18 protein-coding genes are annotated in these 20,414 nt (G+C 65.2%); 11 read left to right on the top strand and 7 right to left on the bottom strand.

Annotated elements, in window-relative coordinates:
* Positions 1 to 27: 27 nt before the first annotated feature.
* From BN1233_RS02225 to BN1233_RS02195, 7 genes are all read left to right on the top strand, one after another.
* Positions 28 to 711 carry a CBS domain-containing protein gene (locus BN1233_RS02225; protein ID WP_046861828.1) on the top strand — a complete coding sequence of 228 codons (684 nt, stop codon included), beginning with the start codon at positions 28 to 30 and terminating at the stop codon, positions 709 to 711.
* A 342-nt stretch (positions 712 to 1,053) separates the two neighbouring features.
* Positions 1,054 to 1,473, top strand: a complete 420-nt coding sequence (locus tag BN1233_RS02220) for a hypothetical protein (RefSeq protein ID WP_048708872.1) — start codon at positions 1,054 to 1,056, stop codon at positions 1,471 to 1,473.
* A complete protein-coding gene (locus BN1233_RS02215; RefSeq protein WP_342341634.1) occupies positions 1,470 to 1,751 on the top strand; it encodes a hypothetical protein in 282 nt (93 codons plus the stop codon). Before BN1233_RS02220 ends, BN1233_RS02215 begins: the two co-directional genes overlap by 4 nt.
* A 41-nt stretch (positions 1,752 to 1,792) precedes the next feature.
* On the top strand, positions 1,793 to 1,975 hold the full coding sequence (locus BN1233_RS02210) for an RNA-binding protein (RefSeq protein ID WP_046861827.1): 183 nt from the start codon (positions 1,793 to 1,795) through the stop codon (positions 1,973 to 1,975).
* 114 nt (positions 1,976 to 2,089) lie between these two features.
* Positions 2,090 to 2,839 carry an ArsR/SmtB family transcription factor gene (locus BN1233_RS02205; RefSeq protein WP_244470854.1) on the top strand — a complete coding sequence of 250 codons (750 nt, stop codon included), beginning with the start codon at positions 2,090 to 2,092 and terminating at the stop codon, positions 2,837 to 2,839.
* Positions 2,840 to 2,947: 108 nt separating this feature from the next.
* Positions 2,948 to 3,178: a hypothetical protein gene (locus tag BN1233_RS02200; RefSeq protein ID WP_046861826.1), complete on the top strand. Its 231-nt coding sequence runs from the start codon at positions 2,948 to 2,950 to the stop codon at positions 3,176 to 3,178.
* A gap of 89 nt (positions 3,179 to 3,267) precedes the next feature.
* A complete protein-coding gene (locus BN1233_RS02195; RefSeq protein WP_046862389.1) occupies positions 3,268 to 3,888 on the top strand; it encodes a LysE family translocator in 621 nt (206 codons plus the stop codon).
* An 85-nt stretch (positions 3,889 to 3,973) separates the two neighbouring features.
* On the opposite strand, the gene BN1233_RS02190 is transcribed toward BN1233_RS02195, so the two are convergent.
* The 5 genes from BN1233_RS02190 to BN1233_RS02165 all read right to left on the bottom strand — a co-directional run bounded on the left by BN1233_RS02190 (position 3,974) and on the right by BN1233_RS02165 (position 14,134).
* A complete protein-coding gene (locus BN1233_RS02190; RefSeq protein ID WP_046861825.1) occupies positions 3,974 to 5,020 on the bottom strand; it encodes a sensor histidine kinase in 1,047 nt (348 codons plus the stop codon).
* Entirely contained in the window at positions 5,004 to 6,515 is a 1,512-nt protein-coding gene (locus BN1233_RS02185; protein ID WP_046861824.1) for an ATPase domain-containing protein, read from the bottom strand. The genes BN1233_RS02190 and BN1233_RS02185 overlap by 17 nt, the downstream gene beginning before the upstream one ends.
* 302 nt (positions 6,516 to 6,817) lie before the next feature.
* Complete coding sequence (locus tag BN1233_RS02175) at positions 6,818 to 7,603, bottom strand: DUF1194 domain-containing protein (protein WP_052763673.1); 786 nt, start codon at positions 7,601 to 7,603, stop codon at positions 6,818 to 6,820.
* A 155-nt stretch (positions 7,604 to 7,758) separates the two neighbouring features.
* Positions 7,759 to 12,066 (bottom strand): translocation/assembly module TamB domain-containing protein, encoded by a 4,308-nt coding sequence (locus tag BN1233_RS02170; RefSeq protein ID WP_046861822.1) that lies wholly within the window; start codon positions 12,064 to 12,066, stop codon positions 7,759 to 7,761.
* 85 nt (positions 12,067 to 12,151) lie between these two features.
* Entirely contained in the window at positions 12,152 to 14,134 is a 1,983-nt protein-coding gene (locus tag BN1233_RS02165; protein WP_082145091.1) for an autotransporter assembly complex protein TamA, read from the bottom strand.
* A 382-nt stretch (positions 14,135 to 14,516) separates the two neighbouring features.
* Between BN1233_RS02165 and BN1233_RS02160 the strand changes: the two genes are divergently transcribed.
* Both BN1233_RS02160 and BN1233_RS02155 read left to right on the top strand, forming a co-directional pair.
* Positions 14,517 to 14,837 (top strand): DUF1330 domain-containing protein, encoded by a 321-nt coding sequence (locus tag BN1233_RS02160; protein WP_046862387.1) that lies wholly within the window; start codon positions 14,517 to 14,519, stop codon positions 14,835 to 14,837.
* Between the two features lie 61 nt (positions 14,838 to 14,898).
* A complete protein-coding gene (locus BN1233_RS02155; protein ID WP_052763672.1) occupies positions 14,899 to 15,321 on the top strand; it encodes a hypothetical protein in 423 nt (140 codons plus the stop codon).
* A 75-nt stretch (positions 15,322 to 15,396) separates the two neighbouring features.
* Here BN1233_RS02155 and BN1233_RS02150 read toward each other — a convergent pair whose 3' ends face one another.
* Both BN1233_RS02150 and BN1233_RS02145 read right to left on the bottom strand, forming a co-directional pair.
* Entirely contained in the window at positions 15,397 to 16,047 is a 651-nt protein-coding gene (locus BN1233_RS02150; protein ID WP_046861820.1) for a LysE family translocator, read from the bottom strand.
* 154 nt (positions 16,048 to 16,201) lie between these two features.
* Complete coding sequence (locus BN1233_RS02145) at positions 16,202 to 16,825, bottom strand: FMN-binding negative transcriptional regulator (protein WP_046861819.1); 624 nt, start codon at positions 16,823 to 16,825, stop codon at positions 16,202 to 16,204.
* 76 nt (positions 16,826 to 16,901) lie between these two features.
* On the opposite strand from BN1233_RS02145, the gene pdxR reads away from it, so the two are divergent.
* Together pdxR and BN1233_RS02135 are read left to right on the top strand one after the other, a co-directional pair.
* Complete coding sequence (pdxR, locus tag BN1233_RS02140) at positions 16,902 to 18,329, top strand: MocR-like pyridoxine biosynthesis transcription factor PdxR (RefSeq protein ID WP_147706926.1); 1,428 nt, start codon at positions 16,902 to 16,904, stop codon at positions 18,327 to 18,329.
* Positions 18,330 to 18,662: 333 nt separating this feature from the next.
* Complete coding sequence (locus tag BN1233_RS02135; RefSeq protein ID WP_046861818.1) at positions 18,663 to 19,844, top strand: succinylglutamate desuccinylase/aspartoacylase family protein; 1,182 nt, start codon at positions 18,663 to 18,665, stop codon at positions 19,842 to 19,844.
* Positions 19,845 to 20,414: the final 570 nt, after the last annotated feature.

Here is a 20,414-nt window from a genome sequence, read left to right as displayed (position 1 = left end):
TCGAACGGCAAGGCAGGGAGGTTCGAGATGCTGGCCCGAGATATCATGGTCCAAGACGTGATCATGGTTCGCCCCGAGGCGACCATCCAGAAAGCGGCGCAGCTCCTGGTCGAGCACGGGATCAGCGGGATGCCCGTCACCGAAGAGGATGGGCAGCTGGTCGGGATCGTGAGTGAGGGCGACCTGATCCGGCGGACGGAGATTGGCACGGAGCGGCGGCGATCCTGGTGGCTCGATCTCCTGACGCCGAGCGAGACGCGCGCCGAGGATTATGTGCGAGCGCACGCAGTGCGGGTCGCCGATGTCATGTCGCGCCGCGTGATCACCGCCTCTGAGACAGCGTCGCTCGCCGAGATCGCGACCCTGCTCGAGAAGCACGGGATCAAGCGTGTCCCGATCGTGCGGGACGGGCGGATCGTCGGCCTCGTCAGCCGGGCAAACCTCGTGCGGGCCCTCGCCGCGACTCCCGTGCAGGAGCCGCTCGGCGCGGACGACAAGACGATCCGGGAGCGCATCATCGACCGGATCCGCGCGCTGCCCGGCGGCATGTCCTGGCTGATGACCGTCACGGTACGGGACGGCGCCGTCGATCTCTGGGGGCCGGTGGATTCGCCGCAGCTGCGCCAGGCAATCCGGGTCGCCGCGGAATCGACGCCCGGCGTCAAGCGCGTCACCGACAACCTGTACCAGCTGCCCGCCTCTGCCGAGTGAGCCGCAATCGTACGGGCAGACAGCCCGTACGGTGCCTTCTCGTCATCGCGAATGCAGCGAAGCGATCCAGGTTTGCGAGTCTCGATCTGAATTGCTTCACTTCGTTCGTAATGACGGAGAGATCGCAAGGCAAAACGCATCGCTGAACGCCTCGCGAGACCCCGTCCGCCTCAGCGAACGCTCATCGTGTCGCAAACCCGGTGCGCGGGCTCGCCGATCATGAACGGCTTGGTCATCATTACCATCCCGAGCTTTTGAGGCTGCTGCGGACTTTCGGCCACGGACGGGCACTGACGCCGCTCCCCGGATCGACTATCGTCCTCGAAAGCTGACGAGGCGGTCATGTCGCAAATTCTTTTCGGGCCCGGAACCGTGGCGCCCCGCCTGGATGAGCCGGACGTCGAGGATCAATCGGAATCCGATGCCCACCAGGAGATTGCCGACCTCGAAGACGCAATCGAGGAGCTATCGGAATCGGCGGAACGCTGCCGGAAGATCATCAGGGCATCTAAGCTGGCTGCAGGCCTCGGCGGCGTGCTGGTTCCGATCACTATGGCGGGATTCCTGGCTCTGCCGCCCCTTGCGCTGATTGCCGGCATCAGCGCCGTGGTCGGCGGGATCGCGCTCATCGGCTCGACCCGCAGCACCCTCGACGAGCTCACGGCATCGATCCGGGATTTCGAAGCGCGCCGCGATGCGCTGATCGATCACCTGTCCCTGCGGACGGTCCGCATCGCGACGGAGCGGGAAGACAGGCCGTGATCCGAGAGGAGCAGAACGGCCCGATCCGCTGGCAGCAGGACAGCATCGCAGGAGTCCCGCTCCAGCGCTTCATCGGGCATGCCGGAACGGTCGAGGTCGGCTTCGTCGAGTTCGACAGCGGCAACCGGATGTGGATCTGGTCGAGCGGCCTCGCCGACGATGCATGGGGCTGGGCTCCGACGGGTGATGGAGCCAAGCTGGCGCTCGAACTCTGGCTCCGGACCTGGCTCGAGAATTTCCGCGCGCTTTTCGACGGACGCGCTGCCCCCATGCCGTAGTTTCATTTGCCCGGGCCCGTGACGCAGGTTACCCTAAAGGCATGCTCATCCGCTTCCTCATCCGTCCCGATTCCGATGGCTGGACGATCTACGATAGAACGACCGGCCGGCCCGCCGTCGTGGAAGGTTTCGTCTCGCGCGGCCTCGCTTTCGAGGACGCCGACGAGCTCGTTGATCTGCTCAACACGCTCGATCTGCTGAAGCGCGGACGCGCGTTGCATTGATGGTGTAACGGGAAACGCAGTATTTCCCCTCACCCGGACGCTGACATCTCCTGCCGCATCGCTCCTGCGAATGCTTCGATCGCGGCCGAAGCGACCGTCGATGACGCAGCATAGATGCGGCGCTATCCTCGCGGAATGATGACAGCAGCCTCGGGCACCACTCTGGCGGAAGTCGCGGCCCTTATGGGCGACGTGGCGCGTGCGAATATTCTGTCGGCGCTCATGGATGGACGCGCGCTCACGGCGGGCGAGCTCGCCTGGCATGCGAACGTCAGCGCGCAGACCACCAGCAGTCATCTCGGGAAGCTGCTCGAGGGGCGCCTCATCACCGTCGAGCGGCAAGGGCGTCATCGCTATTATCGCCTGGCCTCGCCACAGGTCGCGCAGGTGCTCGAGAACCTGATGATCCTTTCGAGCCAGGGTCCGAAGCGCCACCGTCCCATCGGCCCACGCGATGCAGCGCTACGCGCGGCGCGAACCTGCTACGATCATCTCGCGGGGCGGCTCGGCGTGGCGCTCGCCGACATGATGGCGGCGCGTGAGCACGTCGTGCTGCAGGATGGGGCCGGGGTCGTGACGGACAGCGGCATGCGTTTCCTGCGCGACTTCGGGATCAAGGTCGAACGGGATCACGGAAGCGCCCAAACCGCGCGCCCCCTCTGCCGTCTGTGCCTCGACTGGAGCGAGCGCCGTCCTCACCTCGCCGGCCGCGTGGGCGCGTCACTCTACACACGCTGCCTGGACATGGGTTGGGTCGTCCGCAGCAAAGACAGCCGTGCGGTGAAGATCACGGATGCAGGACAGGCAGGCTTCGCAGCGACGTTTCAGATCTCATGCTCGGCCGTGGTCGAAGGCCCGTCCTGAGGCACGCGCCAGCCTCGCCCGGCCATCCAACGCCAACTCTTCCTCTCTCCGACCCCTGCGGGCACTCGCTTCACGCAGCGAGACGACTCGCCTTGGGAGAATTCCGCGATGACAGCCCTCGACACCGACCGATTCCTTCCGGCGCTCGATCGTCTTCGGGATCTCGCCGCATGGCAGCGTTTCTCTGCGCACCTCGCGAAAGCGCGCTTACATCGACAGTTTCTTCGCAGCGTGGAAGACCTCGAACCGTACCTCCTCCGCGACGTCGGGCTCGACCCAGAGCAGGTCCGCCGCATGATCGCACAGGATCGTCTGCGCGCGTGGTGGCGGCTCGCGTGAGCGGCGAGGATACGGCAGGCGAAGTGCAATCTTGCCAGAAATAATGCGATATGGCTTTGTCGCCGGAGCGTTATCGGGAAGCCTCCGCCATGACCATCGAAGCCTGGCTCGCCTTCACGGCCGCCTCGGCAGCCCTTCTCGTCATCCCCGGCCCGACGATCCTGCTCGTCGTCTCGTATGCTCTCGGCCAGGGCTGGCGTGCGGCTCTGCCGATGGCCGTCGGCGTGGCGCTCGGCGATTTCACCGCCATAACGCTCTCGATGCTCGGTGTAGGCGTGCTCCTCGCAACCTCTGCTACGGTCTTCACCGTGCTGAAATGGGCGGGCGCCGCCTATCTCGTCTGGCTCGGGATCAAGCTCTGGAATGCGGGAGGAACGCTCGATGCGACACCGCGCACGAATGCGGCCTCAGCCCTGAAGATGCTGGGTCATGCCTGGATCGTGACGGCGCTCAACCCGAAGAGCATCACCTTCTTCGTCGCCTTTCTTCCGCAGTTCCTCGATCCGCGCGCGGATTTCTGGACGCAGATGCTGCTGGTCGAGTCGACCTTCCTCGCCCTCGCCTTTGCGAACGTGCTCGGCTACGCCTTCGTCGCGACACGGGCCCGCAGATTCGTCCAGCGCCCGCAGGCAATGCGCCTCGTCAACCGGGCTGGGGGATCACTCCTCATCGGCGCAGGCGTCGCAGCAGTCGGATTGAAGAGCGGATAGCGCGCCACCGCCGGCGTGTGAGAGCACCTCGCCTGCGGGCGTGCGGGAATTGCCTCCGCCATCGCCAAAAGGCGCCGCCTGTCGCTCAGTATTGCGGCACGAGCCTGTTCTGGATGAGCGGAGCATTCATGACGAAGCGGAATCCGCCGGGATCGAAATCGAAGCCGATCTCGGCGTTGCACTGGGTGGTCAGCACCCTCTGAAGCAGGGTCGAGCCGAAGCCCGTATGCGCCGGTGGTTCGACGAGCGGCCCGTTTCGCTCGATCCACTCGAGATGCAGATGAAAGCGATGGGCGGGTCGTCGGATGTCCCAGATCACCTCGAGGCGCCCTTCCGGGATTGAAAGCGATCCGTGCTTGGCGGCATTCGTCGTCAGTTCGTGCAGCGCCATTCCCGTCGGGACGGCAAGGTCCGCTGCGAGATCAACGGGCGGGCCACGCAGGACGATACGCTGCCCGGAGCCATCGTCATAAGGGCCGAGCTCGTTCCTGAGGATCTCCTGAAGTGAAGCCGTTTGCCAGTAATCCTCGGTCAGCAGATTATGGGTCTTGGCCAGAGAAACCACGCGATCCGAGAAGGACCGGTAGAACTCGTCGACCGTATGGGCGGAGCGGGCCGTGGCGCCGAGGAGCGCCTGCACGGTCGCCAGAGTATTCTTCACCCGGTGGTGCAGTTCACGGATGAGGAGTGCCTGCCGTTCCTCTGTCTGCTGGCGCTCCTCGAGAAACGCCGCTGCCTGCCTCTGGCGCGCCCGCGCCCGAATGGCCGAGCGCACGGCGTTCGCGAGAGTGGCCGGATGGAAGGGGCGTTCCAGCACGGTGACGTTCCCGAGTATCTCGGAGAGATGCGCGCTCGGGCTCTGGCCGCGGTGCGTGAGCAGGATGAACGGAAAATCCGACCAGGGTGGCTGCCGGGCGATCCAATCCGCCAAAGGCCGCCTGTCGGCGCTGAGGAGGGCCTCCTCGGTCACGATGGCGCATGCTGCCACACCGATTTCGGCCAGGAGGCCGGGAAGATCGGTGCAGATCCGGGACGGGAAGCCGATCTCGGTGATGATCGAGGCTGCGATGGATGCATCCCGACCAGCCGGAGCAAAGATCAGAACCAGGGACGCATCACTCTCCGGCTTCACTCGCACGGTCTCCAAGCAGAGAAACGCTTCTCCCCTCGAAGGAGGGAACGCCGGTCAAAACGCCTCTGAACTCTTCCAGCGGTGCACCAACGCGAATACCCCGATCATCGATCCGGAATTCGCGGATCGTCTCTTCGTGGCGGCCCGTCCGCTTCTTGAGAACCGACACTGCACGCCGGATTCTACCGCGTGCTTCGAAGAAGCGGAGGAGCAGGACGGTATCGCTGAGGTAGGTCATGTCGATCGGGGACGCCATGCTGCCCACAAGGCCACTTTGAGCGAGGATCAGGATCGTCACGACCCCTTGCTGATTGAGGTACGTCAGGATTTCGTGCATCTGGAGGAGCAGAAATTGTTCCTCCGGCATCGCGCTCAGGTATCCCGTCAGGCTGTCGATAACGACAACGCGCGCATCGTCCTGCTCGACGGAGTTGCGGACCCTTTCGGAGAGTTCGCCGGGTGAGAGATCCGCCGGATCGATCTGCTCGACCTGCAAGAGATTTCTCTGCACAAAGGGTTGCAGATCCATGCCCATGCCTGCCGCGCGCTTGAAGAGGATCGCGGCCGTTTCATCGAAGCTGACGATCAGCACCCGCTCGCCACGGCAGAGCGCTGCATGCGCGAAGGCCAGCGCGATCGAGGATTTGCCGGAGCCGGATGGGCCGATCACCAGTGTGCCCGTGCCTCGGTCCAGACCGCCGCCGAGCAGGTTGTCGAGTGCCTCGACGCCGCTCCTGCTCGGTTCGTCGGCGAAGTCACGGTGATGCTCGGCAGCGATCATGCGCGGAAAAATGCGCAGGCCTCCGCGCTCAATGACAAAATCATGAAACCCGCCCCGGAAGGCCGTTCCGCGCATCTTGATGACCCGTAGCCGCCGCCGCTCCCGCCCGTAGATCGGCGCGAGCTGCTCGAGCCGGACCACGGCGTGGCTGATGCTGTGAAGATTGAGATCGTCCTGCTCGCTGGTCAGGTCGTCGAGCATGAGCGTCGTGATATTGTTCAGGAGAAAGAAGCTCTTGAGTGCAAGGACCTGTCGCCGGTATCGCAGTGATCCCTGCGAGAGCAGGCGGATCTCCGACAGCGAGTCGAATACGACTCGCGAGGGTCGAACCCTCCCGACCTCGGCCAATGCCATCTGGACCGTTTCGCCGAGTTCCAGATCGGAGGTGTAGAGGAGACTTTGCTGCTGATTGGGATCAAGGCTCAGTTCAGGCGGAACGAGCTCGTAGATCTCGATCCCTTCCAGCGACCAGCCGTGCCGGGATGCCACTGCGGCCAGTTCGCGCTGGCTCTCCGAGAGAGTAATGTAGAGGCAGGTCTCTCCCCGTGCCGCACCATCGAGCAGGAACTGGAGCCCAAGCGTTGTCTTGCCCGAGCCAGGCCGTCCCTCGATCAGATGGGCGCGATTGGCCGAGAACCCACCCGCAAGGATGACGTCGAGGCCAGGCACGCCCGTGGTCACAGGAACCGCGTCCGAGTGCTGGGAGAAATTCATGGGCTATGGCGAGAAGATAGGGCAGATTATCTCGTATATACGCTACTCGGCACCGCTAAGCCCCATTGAGCCAAGGGCCTTGCACAGGACAATGCGCGAAGGAGTGTCTGGTTCGCGCCGCGAGATGCCCAGTGACCAGGACATCTTTCCCTTGCAGGCCCGGCGGAGGCTTCGCTGCCGAGGATCCGTGACGGACCTCTTGGATTCGAACGCCACGGTCTAGAGCCCTGTTCGAGCGAGGCCAGAAAACCGGCTTTCACTCATCCGGACCATGCTCTGCCGAACCGTGAGCGTTGCAGCCTTCAATTACGCCACTGATCCAGGCGGGGGCTCTGTGCGGCGAGGCAGTTCACCCGCGGCTCGGCCTGGGCCGGCTGGATGAGCGGCACCTCTACCGGGCCGGCGATCTCCCGGACGATCTTCGTCCTGATCGCCTCCGCGAACTGGTGCCGCTCGCGCACGGGGACCATGAAGGCGCCCTGCCCGCCGATTACGCAATCCCGGTAATAGAAATCGAGATCCTCGATATCCCAATAGCTACGCGGCTTCTTCAGCATGATCGGCAGCCCGTTTACGGTGATTCCCTTCGCAACAGCCTCGTCCCGCGCTTCCGTTACCGGGCGGCCGCGGTTGTTGGCGCCGTCGCCCGAGATGTCGATGACCTCTCGGAGCGCTTCGACGTTGCTCTGGCCGAGAAGGCGCACTCCGAAGTCGATGGCGCCGGAGATCGAAGTCCGACGGGCCCGTGAGATCGGGGCGCTCTGGAGGCGGTCCGCGAAGCGGATTGCCGTCTCGGCCCCATCGATCACCGTCCAGGGCACGACGAGCCTCTGCTCCCCCTCGCCGGCCCACTCGACATAGGCCACGGCGATCCGGCCCAGCATTCCGTCCCGCACGGCATCGTGGACGAGTGTCGAGCGGAAGGCCTCGACGAAGCCCTGGCGCTGCAATTCCTGCTCCTCGCGATCCATGGAGTTCGAGACGTCGACCGCCAGGACGAGCGCGATGTCGACCTCGCCTTCCTGTGCCAGGGCAGCCGTGGAGAAGAGCAGGCACAAGGCTGACAGAGTCCGGATCAGATGCTTCATCAGGATCTCCCGGGGATGCCCATGGAACTGGAACGCCGCCCATCTGCGGCAAGCCATGGAACCCGGCGCGAGAAACGCAGCTCGCGCCGATTCGTCTGCTCAGCGCCCGTGCCGAACCTCCTCTGGAGCAGCGAGGATCATGCCATGACAGGCCGTCAGTATTCCCACTCCGCGCCGATGCCGACGGCGCTGTTTCCTTCCGCTCCGATTTCGCCCTTCACCTTCACGCGGCGCGTCACGTCGATCGTCACCGTGGCAGCCGCATCCTCGGGCCGCGCTCCGGCCGTGACGCCGACGCTCACGCGATCCCCGATATAGCGCGAGGCGCTGAGCGCTGGCCCGCCCTTGGCACCGGTCGTGATGTCGAGGCTGTCCACCCCGAGAGCGCGGCGGGTCTGCTCGAAGATGTCGGAGCCGCCGCCCCCTGCGAGCTGTGCCGCGGCCTGAGCGAGCTGGAGAGCCTGAAATCCTGAGAGGGAACCGGACGCCTTCTGGAAGAGAATGCGGGATAGGATCTCATCCTGTGGGAGATCAGGCACGGATGTGAGCGCGAAAGTGGGCTCCGTGGCGGTCCCCGAGATCACGATCCGGGCCGTGACGTCGCCGGCCTGCGTCTCTGCGGCGAAGTCGAGGCTGGGCGCCAGATCGCCCGTGAACGTCAGACGCCCGTGCGTGAAATCGAGGCGCTGGCCGACGAGCACAAAGCGCCCGCGGCGAAGCTCGAAAGCTCCGATCGCGACCGGATCCTGCGATGTCCCGGTGAGCCTCAGATCGCCGCCGAGTTCCGCATCGATTCCGCGTCCGCGCACGAAGATCCGGTTCGGTGCCGATAGCACGAGATCGAGCTCGGCATTGAAGGCTGGTCCCGCGCGCCCGGCCGCCTGTTGCTTCCGCAAGGCTGCAAGATGCGCTCTCGTCCGGGCCGGAGGATCGATGTGTCGGGTTCCTGGCAATGGCCGAACCGTTTGCGGCAAGTAATCCGGGATCGAGACGTTCATGGAAACGATTTCCACCCGTCCTGCGATGTGCGGAGTCCGGAGGAGCGGACCGTCCAGCGTGAGATCGAGATTGGTCGTGGCCTCGACGATATTGCTTGCGACGAGCTCGGCCCGATTGGCCGTGATGCGCAGGGAGCCGGGCAATCCTGCCCCCACATCCGGCTCCACTTGTCCATTCACCGATAGGGTGCCGCCGTTCCGCGTCCGCGCGGTCAGGCGCTCGAGGACGATGCGATCGCCGCGGCCGGTGACGCGACCCTCGATGGCTGTTAGGCGAACCCCCTGCAGGGAGTCCGTAAACGATCCGCCGCTCAGCGTGGCGCCTCCCTCGACCCGCGGCTCGGCGACGGACCCGCTCACCCTTACGTCGACATCGATGCGCCCGGTCACCCGCTGCCCGCCGGTGCTCAGGAGCGTATTGGCGAGGGCGGCATCGATGCGGCCGCGCACGGCCAACGTGATCGCCTCTCCGGGCGCCAAGGGCACCGATCCATCGATCGACAGCTGCACCCCCGATCCTGCATTGACGCGGGCATCGACGCTCGCCCGTCCGTCGGACAAGGTGCCCTGTGCATCGATGCCGATCGGCGGCAGGCCGGCGTCGCGGGTCTGCGGCGTCGTGAAACGCGTGAGCTTCAGGCTGTAGCGACCATCGGGCTCGGCGAGGGCGCCACGGATCGCAACATTCGCGTCGAGTGTTCCGACGAGGCCGAGATCCGGCCGCAGCACATTCGCGACCGAGAGCGGGACGGCGCGTACATCGATGGTGAGGTCGTTCTGCGAGCCGGCGCGTCCCGCGATGGCAATGCGGCCGCTCCCGGCGGCGACCACGAGATTCGTGATCTCGACGGCATCGGCGCCGAACACGAACGCGGCCGGCTGTGTCAGGGCGAGCCGCTCGCGACCGCGTTCTGCGGACAGGCGCGCGACCTCGAGCCGAATCCGATCGCCCGGAATGAGGGTCGCTTCGCCGGCCAGCGAAAAGCCACGCGCCCTCGCCTGCAGCGAGAGGTTGCTCGCGGCCGCCGAGCCCTGGGCCAGGAGACGGACCTGTTCGAAGGTCTCGCCCCCTGCCTGCACGCGATCGACGATGGCCCGTCCATCGATCACCGGCGCTCCCAGGATATCGGCTGCCCTCAGGTCGATGTCGAGGCCCGCCAGCGACGCGACGCCGGAAGCCCGCACCGAATTGCCCCGCGCCTGGAGATGAACGTCCTGGCGCCCGTTCGGACGAGACAGTGTCAGCGTCGCGTCGAGCGTGCCGTCGAGTCGCGTGAGAACGAGCGGCGACAGGTCGTCGAGATCCGGCGCAGCGATCCGGAGCACGCCCTCGACGAGATTGGCGGCGTCGACATTGGCGCGGCCGCTGATGGCGGCCGACCCGACGGTGAGATCGAGCGGGTCGAGGGTCCAGGTAGAATCGGCGCCGCGACGAAGCTGCACGGCACCGCGGAGGGGCTCGCTTCCGATAGCCCCGGAGAGCGTCAGGTTGCCATTGAGCATCCCGGTGACGTCGCGCAGGATCGCATCGGCGCGTACATCCCGCAGCGGGCGCCCGAGCGCACGGGCCTCCGACGTCGTCAGCGTCGCCGTGAGGTCCGGCCGTGCGAGGGAGCCGGAAAGCTGCGCAGCCAGCTCCGCGCGACCCGCCAGATCCGCGCGACCCGCCAGATCCGGATGGGCTTTCGCGAGGTCCGGAAGCCGCAGCCTCGCATTCACGTTGGCCGAGGTCTGCGTCGCGCTCCCATCGATCTGTCCGTCCACGAAGGCTCCCTCGATGCGGAGGTCTTCGAAGCCATAGCCGTCCGACAGGGTGCGAGCGACGCCGCGCGCGCTGAGCCGCCCGCCGAGCAACCGGTCGAGGGCTGCCTGTCCGAGCGACAGTCCCGATGCGCGGGCATCGATCCGGGCCCGCACCGCTCTTTCAGCAGGGTTTCCGTCGAGTTGCACGGATGCGGACAGCGAACCGCGGAGGCGACGGTCGGCCAGCGTCGAGAAGGCATCGAGGCGGCGCAATTCGGCCTGCAGCGTGCCGTCGATCGCGTTCGCGCCGAGTTGCCCCTCGTAGCGGATATCGGCATTGCCGTTCGCGAGGCGCAGGACCTCGACATGGCCGACGCCGTCCGTTCCGAATGTGCCCCTGAGCGTCAGCTCCGCCTCTCTGCCGATGGCCCGGCGCAGGGCGGCATCCGCCAGCTCGATTCCGTCCGCCTTCGCATCGGCGCGAACCGTGAACCGGGTCTGATCCGTGGGTTCGGGCTCTACGCTCAGATCGGCCGACAGCGCCCGGAGGTTGCCTTGGGGCACGTGAACACCGGATGCAGCGAGCCGGCCGGTAATCCGCGGCGACTGCAACGGCCCGGTCGCCCGTCCGTCGAAGGTGAAATTCTCGATCTCGCCGCCTGCGGCCCGCGTGACCTGCCCTTCCGTAGGAAGCGTGCGGATCTGCGCCGTGACGTCGAGGATCTTGTCGGCCGAGAGCGACCCGGCGACCGAGAGGCGCGCAGTGCGCGAGGTGAGATCGAAGGACTCGATCGCAAGGGCGCCGTTGTCGCCGAAAGTCATGGCGCCATGGAGCGCCGTCGTTCCCGCGAAGACGGGGGCTGCGGGGCCGGGGAGCAGGCCCTCGACCTGTGCATTCAGATCGAGCGTGAGACGCCGGACGGCATCCTGCCGTGCAAGGCGCGCCTCGCCCGTGGCCCCGATCTCGGGACCGGCCACGAATGTCAGGCTGGCCCGCCAATCGTCGAGGACGCCGCTCCCGTTGAGGTCGAGGCGCACCGGAGGGAGTCCCGGCAGGTTGGCGAGACGGGCCACGAGACCGCCCTCGGGCTCCTCGAACTCGGCCGCGAGGTCGAGCCGCTCGCCCTGCGGGACGAAGGCGAGCTTCACGTCGAACCGGCCCGGCGCATCCAGGCGCCGCGCATTGAGCGTCAGGTCGAGGCCCTCCGACGGCTTCCCGAGGCGCGCCGCGCCGTTGGCGCTCAAGCGCGCCGCTGTTCCGAGGACGGGCTCGCCGAGGGTGAGATCTTCGAGCGCAAACGCCTGGACCTCCACCCGGACGGGGAGTTCGGGGAAGATGGGTTGGTCCGACACCGTCTGGCTCTCGCCGGTATTGACGGCGGGCCGGAGATATTCGAGGTGGCCGATCTCGAGGCGGTTGATCTCGAGGCGCCCCGTGAGCAGGGCCGTCCGCCGCCAGATGATGCGGGCGCGGTCGAGGCGCAGCCAGACCCCGTCACGATCGCTGATCGCCACGTTGCGGATCGTCGCGTCGGAGGAGAGCGCTCCCTCGACCGCTCCAATCGATACGCGAGTCGTGGGTGTGGAAAGCGCCCGCGAGATCAGATCGCCGAGAATCGTCGTTTCGCTCTGCGCCCGCACGCTGGCGCCCCCGATCCAGGCCAGCAGGACGAGCCCCACGAGGATGGGCAGCAAGACGAAGCCGAGGCGCGTTTTCGTCATGGTGAGACCCGCCGGAGGTTGGAGGAGTGGGTGGCCGTCCTGCCGCAAGGGCGACCGACACACGGGACGACGACATCCGGAGCCATCAGAAAGCCTGTCCGAGACTGATGTAGAGGGCAGCTGTGCTGTCGCCGTGCTGGCGGTTGAGGGGGAACGCGACGTCGACCCGGATCGGCCCGATGCCGGTATAATATCGAAGTCCGATACCGGCGGAGACGCGAATGGTCTCATCAAAATCCGGGAAACTCGATTCAAAGGCCGTCCCAGCATCCATGAAAGGCACGATTCCGATCACGTCCGTGACCTTGATGCGGGCCTCGATGGAGCCTTCGAGAAGGCTGCGGCCGCCGATCGGCTCGTCGAACGGCCCGCGCGGTCCGAGACTCTGGTAGACGTAGCCCCGCACGGACCCGCCGCCTCCGGCGTAAAACCGTCGATTCGCCGGGATCTCATCGAGTGCTGCCCCGGTAATCGACCCGAGACCGATCCGCCCCGCGAGAACATAGGAGCGTTCCTCATCCAGGGCGTAATAGGTGCTCGCCTGCCCGCGTGCGATGAAGATGCCGGGGTCAGAGCCGAAGAAAGACGGATAGGGAGCGAGCGACGCCGTGACCCGGAAACCTTCCGTCGGGTCGAGGAGGCTGTCGGTGGAATCGTAGGTCAGCCCGACGGGCAATCCGATGAGCGTGTAGTCGATCCGTCCGAGAACATCACTGGCTTGGCCGCGTTCCGCCTCGATCCCACCCTGAATCGAGAAGCGGTCGGTAAACCGGTGCCGGATCGCCGCCGTTCCTCCGACCGCGCGGGCCGTGTAGCCTTCCGTCACCTCGCGGTACACATAGCCGTCGATCAAGAGGTCGTTCCGGCTGCCCCAGAGCGCCGGTTTCAGGAAGCTGGCGGAGAAGCGCCCGCCGATGTCGCTCCAGTCGAATTCCTTGTGGGTCGGAGCACCCGACCTCGCCGAGTCCGTGGCCGACACGGTGGCATCGAGCCGAAGCCGCTCGGCGCCCCCGAACAGATTGCGATGGGCCCAATAGACCCGCGCACCGGGCCCGTCGATCGTCGAGTATTGCACGCCGAAGCCGAACAGACGCGGCGGGCGCTCGGTGACGTCGACGGTGAGCGGAAGGTTTCCATAGGCATCCAGCGCCTCCGCCTCGCGGACGCGCACCGAGGCAAGCGCCTCGATCCGGCTGACGGATTTGCGGATGTCGGCGAGGGCTTTCGGCGAATACGGGTCTCCCGGCTCCGTGTAGATGAAGGATCGCACGACCGCTGGATCGACGTCCTGGGTTCCACGAACTGTCACGGGACCGAGGCCCGCGACCGGGCCGGGATCCACGAAGAACGACACGTGCATGGTCTTCGAGCGATGATCGACCACAGGGTCGCGGCGGGCGATCTTCGCAAAGGGGTACCCCCGACTCCGAAAATGGTCGACGATGCGAGCCTCGGCGGCGAGAACCGACGCCGAGCTCGCGGGATCACCGGCCTTCAGGCGCGTCACGCGCGCGGGGAGCACGTCCGGGGGAAAGACGGCGCCTGTCTCGGCACTCAGCACGAGCACATCGCTGATCGTGAAAAGCTGACCCGGCTGAACTACGATCCTGACCGGCACGATGGCCCGGCCGCGCAGGGCTTCGGCCCGGCGGATCGCCGCATTGTCCCGGCTTTCCCCCGCAACGGGAACACTCGCGACGGTGATCGTGACCAGGCCGTCATAATAGCCCGCGCCCCACAGGGCGTCGGTCAGACGGGGCAGGTCCGCTTCCGCCCGGCGCAGAACGCCGGTTCCGTCGGGCGGCGGCTCCTCCCGAAGGCGATAGAGCGTCGAGGCATCCCGCAGGGACTGCTCCAATCCCTTGTCGGGCACCCCTTCGAAGACGACGTCGTAGACGACGGCATTCGGGGTCACGGGCGGCGGGCCGTCCTTGTCCGAGCCGAACAGCCCGAAGAAGTCGAACGGGAAGGCGTGAGCCGGTTCGGGAATGGCGCAACCCGAAGCGACGAAGGCTCCGAACGCAAACATGATCTTCCCGCACCGGCGGGACAGCCTCGTCGACGGCATCGACACCTTGTCTCGACCAAAAATAGGGTCCGGCACCAGATGGCCGGAATGCGGTGAGTTTGTGGCCACGGTGCGTTCCGAACGAAACCATCACCGCAACACACGCGAATCGACCCGTGCCCATCGGGAAGGGCCGCTGCGACGGGTTTTATCCCGTCATGGTCGCCTGCTCTACGCAGGACGACCATCAGGGCGCAGAAAATTGCCGATGTCCGGCAGATCCGGTCATAAGGGAACGGGCAAATCCTCGTGCCTGTTACATTTGAGACACTGCGGAACGACCAGTCGGGACTGCGGGCCGGGCCCGTGGCATGAAGACCGTTCAAGCGATATCCCCGCTGTGGAAGGTGGGCGCGGGTTCGACACGAACGGGAGGGACAAGGTGAAGGGCTACCTGATCGCACGGGTGACGATCACCGATCCGAAGCGATACGAGGAATACCGGCTCAAGACGCCGGAAGTGATCGCCAGTTTCGGCGGACGTTTTCTCGTCCGCGGTGGCCCGGTCGAAACCGTGGAGGACGAGCACGCGGTATCCCGGATCGTCGTGCTCGAGTTCGACTCGATCGAGCGCGCTCGTGCTTTCTACCATAACCCGGCCTACCAAAAGATCGCGAAAGTCCGCCAGGAGGCGGCGCAGTCGCACATCATTCTGGTCGAGGGCTACGATCATCCGATGGCAGCCGAGCGTGCCGCTCGCTGAGGGCCCCGATCGGCGGCAACAACGATAGCGAACAGCAAAGTCATCGAAGAATGATCGCCATATGGACTGGGAGGCGCGTCACGACAGCGATGCGTTCCAGTTCACGCGCCCATTCGCGTTGACGGCGGTCAGCAATCGGCTCGTTTTCTGGAATCATGAGCAGCTCGGCATGAAGCTTGTGCCGGGCATTGATGAAGCATCACTTGCGCTCGTCACGGATGCTTGGTCACGGACTTGTCGATCACGCGCGGTGACCTTCGTCGGCGCAGCCAATGCGCTCGAGACCGGCAACGGTGTCCGCATTGTCCCGGACCAAATCTCCGCGAGTTGGCCCGTGGAGCGACTGCTTCCGTCAATCGGAGATCGACGACCGGCAGAAGTATTGAACCAGTCCCCTCGCGGAATCGCGGCGCGCTACGGAATGCGTACCGCCTATTTCGTCGCTATGCAGCTCGAATACCCGCGGCACTGGGCGTTGCAATGAGGTTGTCGCAATGGACAGCCTGATCGTACAGCAGAAGAGGAGTCGTTCATGCCCCAAACTTTGGAGCCACAGAAATCAGGTCGCAGGGCGCTTCGCCAGAGCGAGGCCGATTCCGAGCGCGATCATCGCAGCTCCCGACGCCTCTCGCAGGCGGGAGATTAACGCGGGACGTGCTGCTGCACCTTGTCGGATGGCGCTCGCCGCAAAGGCAACCACGACGTCGGCGAGGGTATTGAGTGCAACCGACACGAAGCCGAGCACCACGAATTGCAGTGCGACATGGCCTTCAGTCGGGTCCACGAACTGCGGAACGAAGGCAATGAAGAAGGCTGCTGTCTTCGGGTTCAGCGCCTCGACCAGCACTCCTTCACGAAACGCCTGCTGCGGCCCGATCGGCAGCGCCGCGGATCCACCGTTCAAACCTGTCGACGCGTCCCGGCGGGTGGACCGGAAAGTGCGAAGGCCGAGCCAGACAAGATAGGCAGCGCCGATCAGCTTCAGCGCGGAGAAGAGTTCCGCGCTCGCGAGCACGATGGCAGAAACGCCCAAGCTGCCCGCGAGGACGTGGACCAAGCCGCCCAATCCGGTGCCGAAGCTGGAGGCCACGCCTTCCGCACGACCGCCAGCGAGAGTACGCGCTGCAACGTAGAAGATTCCCGGACCGGGCGTGACGGCGAGCACGAAAGCCGCGGCGAAGTACAAGGCGAGCTGGGTCAGGTCTGGCATGACTGTGACGACACCGATGAAGTAGTTCCTGAATCCTGATCAGGCGGCTGAGTTCAAAGCCGTGTGAGGGTGCGCGTGTAGCACCTGCCGGAGACGATACTGATCCCTGCTGCAACGGCGAGCAGGGAAAGCATGGCTGCCTGCATGGCACATTTCACAACGGGATGAGAGGGGCGAGCTCGCGGTCAGAAGCCCGCTCGCTCGCGGCGAGACCGGCAGCCACACCAGCACGGTCGGTCGCATTCCGGTTCTGGCTCAACTTGCGCTTGCCTACCAGGCGGATGATCGGCATGCGGATGCCAACAATGCCGCGCAGCTGAGCGGCGATGAAGTCGGCTGGCGCTTCGCTCACCTCCCACGGCGTCGCCCGCGGCTGCTCGTACAGGTTCGTCAGCCGCACAACGGCGTCGAGCAAGCGATCTGCATCGTGGAAAAACTCCACGGGGCCGTGCGCATGGACCGTGACGTAGTTCCAAGTCGGGACGACCTTCCCGGTCTCCTCCTTGGTCGCATACCACGCCGGCGTCACGTAGGCGTCCGGACCCATGAAGATCGCGAGACCATCGCCCACCGGCGGGACACGCCACTGCGGATTGGCCTTCGCGAGATGGCCATAGATCACGCCGTGCTCGCCCTCGCTCTCGTCGAGGAAGAGGGGCAGCGGTGTGACGAGCGGACCGTCCGCCGTGGCAGTGACGAAATTCGCCAGCCGCGCAGCGCGGATCGTGGCCAGCAGGCTGTCCCTGTCTTCGTCGCGGAAGGCGGGGGGCGTGTACATCGCGGAACTCCTTGCGCTGCCAGATCAGATACCGGCAATCTGGCTTGCCAGAAACAGCCAGTTTAGGAAGTTTGATGTGGGCCAGTTGGGGGAGGAGGGCGTCGCGCGCCGGATCATCGCGGCGATCAAGGAGCAGATCCACGCCGGAATCTACCAGCCGGGTGACCGCCTGCCGTCTACGCGGGCCTTAGCAGCCGAATGGGGCGTATCCCGCACGACCGTGACGGCGGCCTACAGCCAGCTCATCGCGGAGGGCTACCTGGCCACCCGGCCCGGGGCTCGCGCAATCGTGGCTCACGGGCTCGGAGCTGCGGCATCGCCGACGCCCTCCCCGGCCGCTGCGCCCCGTCATCTCTCAGCCTTCGCGCAACGCCTGCTCGCTCTGCCCTCTCCAGCGGTGGCGCAGACGGCCCGCGTTGCGGACTTTCGCTATGGTGATCTGTCTGCTGCGGACTTTCCGGTGTTGGCTTGGCGGCGCGCGTTGAACGAGGCCAGCCTCCGGCGCACCGCACGGCTGCTTTATGGTGACCCTCAGGGAACGGCCGCCCTGCGCACCGCGCTTCAAGGCTATCTCTGGCGTGCCCGCGGCATCCGTTGCACGCCGGACCAGATCGTGATCGTGAACGGCTCGCAGCAAGGGCTCGACCTCTGCGCGCGGCTGCTGCTCGATCCCGGCGATCCCTTCGTGATCGAGAACCCTGGCTACCTCCTGGCGCGTCATGCCTTCGCGGCGGCCGGTGGCGTTGCCGTGCCCATTCCGGTCGATGGGGATGGGCTCAGGACGGAGGCCCTGCCCTTGGCCCGTCTGGCTTACGTGACGCCATCGCACCAGTTTCCGCTCGGCGGCGTGCTTTCGGCAACGCGTCGGCGCGCGCTCCTGGCCTGGGCTACACGGACAGGTGCCTGCATCGTCGAGGACGATTACGACGGTGAGTATCGTCACGACATCGCCCCTATCCCGCCTCTGCAGACCCTCGGCGCGGAGACGGTGATCTACGTTGGCACGGTTTCCAAGACGCTCTCGCCGACCCTGCGGCTCGGCTATCTCGTCGCCCCCACCGCTTTGTGCCGGGCGTTCAGCGAGGCGAAGCGCCTGACGGACCGGCACACCCCGCTGCTGGAACAGGACGCCCTGGCCGAACTGCTGGCGAGCGGCGCTTACGAGCGTCACGTCCGCAGCATCCGCAGAAAGAACACCGAGCGAAGGGCGGTGCTGCTGCAGGCGTTGGCGGACGATCTGGACCCGGCGGTCACCATCGCGGGAGCTGACACAGGACTGCACGTCGTCGCCTGGATCAACGGCGCCGCTGCCGACCGCGAGCCCGCGCTCGTAGCGGCCGCACGAGCAGCCGGGGTCGGCCTGTATCCCGTTTCACCGCTGTATGACCCAACCGAGCCCCGACCGGCGGTGGCCGGATTCATTCTCGGTTATGCCGGACTCGACGCCGACGCGATTCGACGGGGTGTTGCGGTGCTGGCGACCGTACTGGCCGAGCACTGCTGACGGACGGTGCCTGTCCGATGGCTCACTGGGGGCGATGCTCGGTGTCGTTCTGGAGTGGTAGCAATTTGGCGCGCCGGAGAGGATGAGACTGGGAACTCTCATGTGATTGTTCTCGCAGCCGATATTTAAGCGACAGTTCTGCTTTGCGCCATCTCTGGGCCTTGACGAACAACGCCGCAAGATCACAAGCCCCGACATACCTCCCGCAGAAATCACACAACCTTGCGAGTTCAGCGGCACACCCGTATTTTACGCCGCACGGAATTTTGTGACCGATGTGCATGCCGCGCCGTCGTACGAACGCTGCCTTTCACAATCACAAAGGACCCCGTCATGCCGGACAAGTCTGCAAAAGGCATCGACCGCCGCGATCTGATAATGGCATCCATTGCCACGGTCGGCGTCGCCGTCAACACTGGCGCTGCGAATGCCAAGGACGCAGCGACACCCCCTGCCAATGCGGCCTTAGGAACGGTCTATACCGGCGACGTTATCAAAGGCAAAAAGGTCGTCAGCGCGCTCGACGTCAATGACCTGGAGCCCGGCAAGAAGCACCTTTTGTATTTTCAGGGCGCTGAGATGCCGACTGGACAGCACTGGTATGTATCGGTGACGGTAGCCAAGGGCGCACTGCCGGGCAAGCGCGGCGTCCTGACCAGTGGCGTGCATGGCGACGAGATGAGTTCTGTGCATGCGGTCCAGACCGTGATGAACCAGCTCGACCCGGCGCAGATGTCGGGCACGGTGATGGCGGTTACGGACGTGTCCCGCCCGGCCCTGGAAAGCATGCAGCGCAGATGGCCCAACCAGGGCAGAGGCATCGATCTGATCGATATGAATCGGGAGTGGCCCGGGAACGAGAACGGCGCCACCGCACCCAGCCGACACGCCGGACTTCTATTCAACCGGCTGCTGCGGCCGAACGCCGACTTCGCGATCGACTTCCACACCGGGACGACCGGATTCGAAGTCACCGCATTCAATATTGGCGGTATGGATGCGCCCGAGGTCAAGGCGATGGTGGAGCTCTATCCTGTCGGCCAGATCTTCGACAATCATGTATATCCCGGTGTCCTGCACAACGCGTTTATGGACGTGGGCATCCCGTCCTTCACGCCGGAAATAGGCGCTGCGCGCGTCCTGGACCCGGAGATGATCTCGCTCTTCGTGGAAGGCACAATGAACGTCCTCAAGCATCACGGCATCGTTGCCGGGCCAATGGGACGTACAGGCAAGGACGTGACTGTCTTTGTCGGCAACAGCGCGTTCCCGATCCTGGCCACCGCGGGCGGGCTCGTTGAGCATCTGGTTAAACTCAACGACAAAGTTGAAGCCGGACAGAAGGTTGCTATTCAGCGCGACAGCTTCGGCGAGGTGGTTGCGGAGTATATAAGCGGCGTGGCCGGAGAGATAACGGGCCAACGCAGCGATGCAATGTCCGAGCCCGGCAACCCCTTGGTATTCATCCTTTTCAACAAGCCGGGGCCGGAGGACGTTCAGGTCTATCCCGAGTAGTTGCCGCATCGACCTCAAGTCCGGTGACGCGACTTTCACCGTGGCCATTCACGACAGCTAACTCGTCTCTTGCAGGCTCGCCAATCTCGATAGCCAGATTGAAAGGCGAACCCACCTCAAGAAAGCCTTCGCCCACAACATCGACAGAATGGCCCTTGGCCTCCATACCTGCAACGGAACATTTCGGCACAAAAGGCACTTTTGCGTCGCCAAGCTCAAACGTCGTTTATGCGTCATTGTCGTAGGTCCCGCTGATTACGAGCGAGTTTCTGCTTTAGGTCGAGCGTGGAACCCAGTGCCCAGTTTTGTTCTGGAGTGGTGGAAAAATGGCGCACCCGACACGATTCGAACGCATGATCTCTGCCTTCGGAGAGCGAGGTTTCACAGGATCATGCGCTTCGCCGCAGCCTCGATCTTGCGCGCATGCAATCGAAACTCCGGGCTCCGCCCCCTATCTCGGGTTCGACGAGAGTGACACCCTGCATGCCTGATCGAGCCATGGGGGCCTGTTGAACCATGACGACAATCACCGAACTGTCCCACATTCACCGCTTCGAGCCCGCGAGTGCT

The sequence above is a fragment of the Microvirga massiliensis genome, from assembly GCF_001006805.1.
GTDB lineage: Bacteria > Pseudomonadota > Alphaproteobacteria > Rhizobiales > Beijerinckiaceae > Microvirga > Microvirga massiliensis.
The sequence above is the reverse complement of the archived record's forward strand: the minus strand, read 5'-3'. Positions and strand labels throughout refer to the sequence as shown.

Excerpts from the sequence above, each read along its gene's own strand:
- BN1233_RS02225 (WP_046861828.1), top strand. The coding sequence starts at position 28 with ATGCTGGCCCGAGATATCATGGTCCAAGACGTGATCATGGTTCGCCCC.
- BN1233_RS02220 (WP_048708872.1), top strand. The coding sequence starts at position 1,054 with ATGTCGCAAATTCTTTTCGGGCCCGGAACCGTGGCGCCCCGCCTGGAT.
- BN1233_RS02210 (WP_046861827.1), top strand. The coding sequence starts at position 1,793 with ATGCTCATCCGCTTCCTCATCCGTCCCGATTCCGATGGCTGGACGATC.
- BN1233_RS02205 (WP_244470854.1), top strand. The coding sequence starts at position 2,090 with ATGCGGCGCTATCCTCGCGGAATGATGACAGCAGCCTCGGGCACCACT.
- BN1233_RS02200 (WP_046861826.1), top strand. The coding sequence starts at position 2,948 with ATGACAGCCCTCGACACCGACCGATTCCTTCCGGCGCTCGATCGTCTT.
- BN1233_RS02195 (WP_046862389.1), top strand. The coding sequence starts at position 3,268 with ATGACCATCGAAGCCTGGCTCGCCTTCACGGCCGCCTCGGCAGCCCTT.
- BN1233_RS02185 (WP_046861824.1), bottom strand. The coding sequence starts at position 6,515 with ATGAATTTCTCCCAGCACTCGGACGCGGTTCCTGTGACCACGGGCGTG.
- BN1233_RS02175 (WP_052763673.1), bottom strand. The coding sequence starts at position 7,603 with ATGAAGCATCTGATCCGGACTCTGTCAGCCTTGTGCCTGCTCTTCTCC.
- BN1233_RS02170 (WP_046861822.1), bottom strand. The coding sequence starts at position 12,066 with ATGACGAAAACGCGCCTCGGCTTCGTCTTGCTGCCCATCCTCGTGGGG.
- BN1233_RS02165 (WP_082145091.1), bottom strand. The coding sequence starts at position 14,134 with ATGCCGTCGACGAGGCTGTCCCGCCGGTGCGGGAAGATCATGTTTGCG.
- BN1233_RS02155 (WP_052763672.1), top strand. The coding sequence starts at position 14,899 with ATGGACTGGGAGGCGCGTCACGACAGCGATGCGTTCCAGTTCACGCGC.
- BN1233_RS02150 (WP_046861820.1), bottom strand. The coding sequence starts at position 16,047 with ATGCCAGACCTGACCCAGCTCGCCTTGTACTTCGCCGCGGCTTTCGTG.
- BN1233_RS02145 (WP_046861819.1), bottom strand. The coding sequence starts at position 16,825 with ATGTACACGCCCCCCGCCTTCCGCGACGAAGACAGGGACAGCCTGCTG.
- BN1233_RS02135 (WP_046861818.1), top strand. The coding sequence starts at position 18,663 with ATGCCGGACAAGTCTGCAAAAGGCATCGACCGCCGCGATCTGATAATG.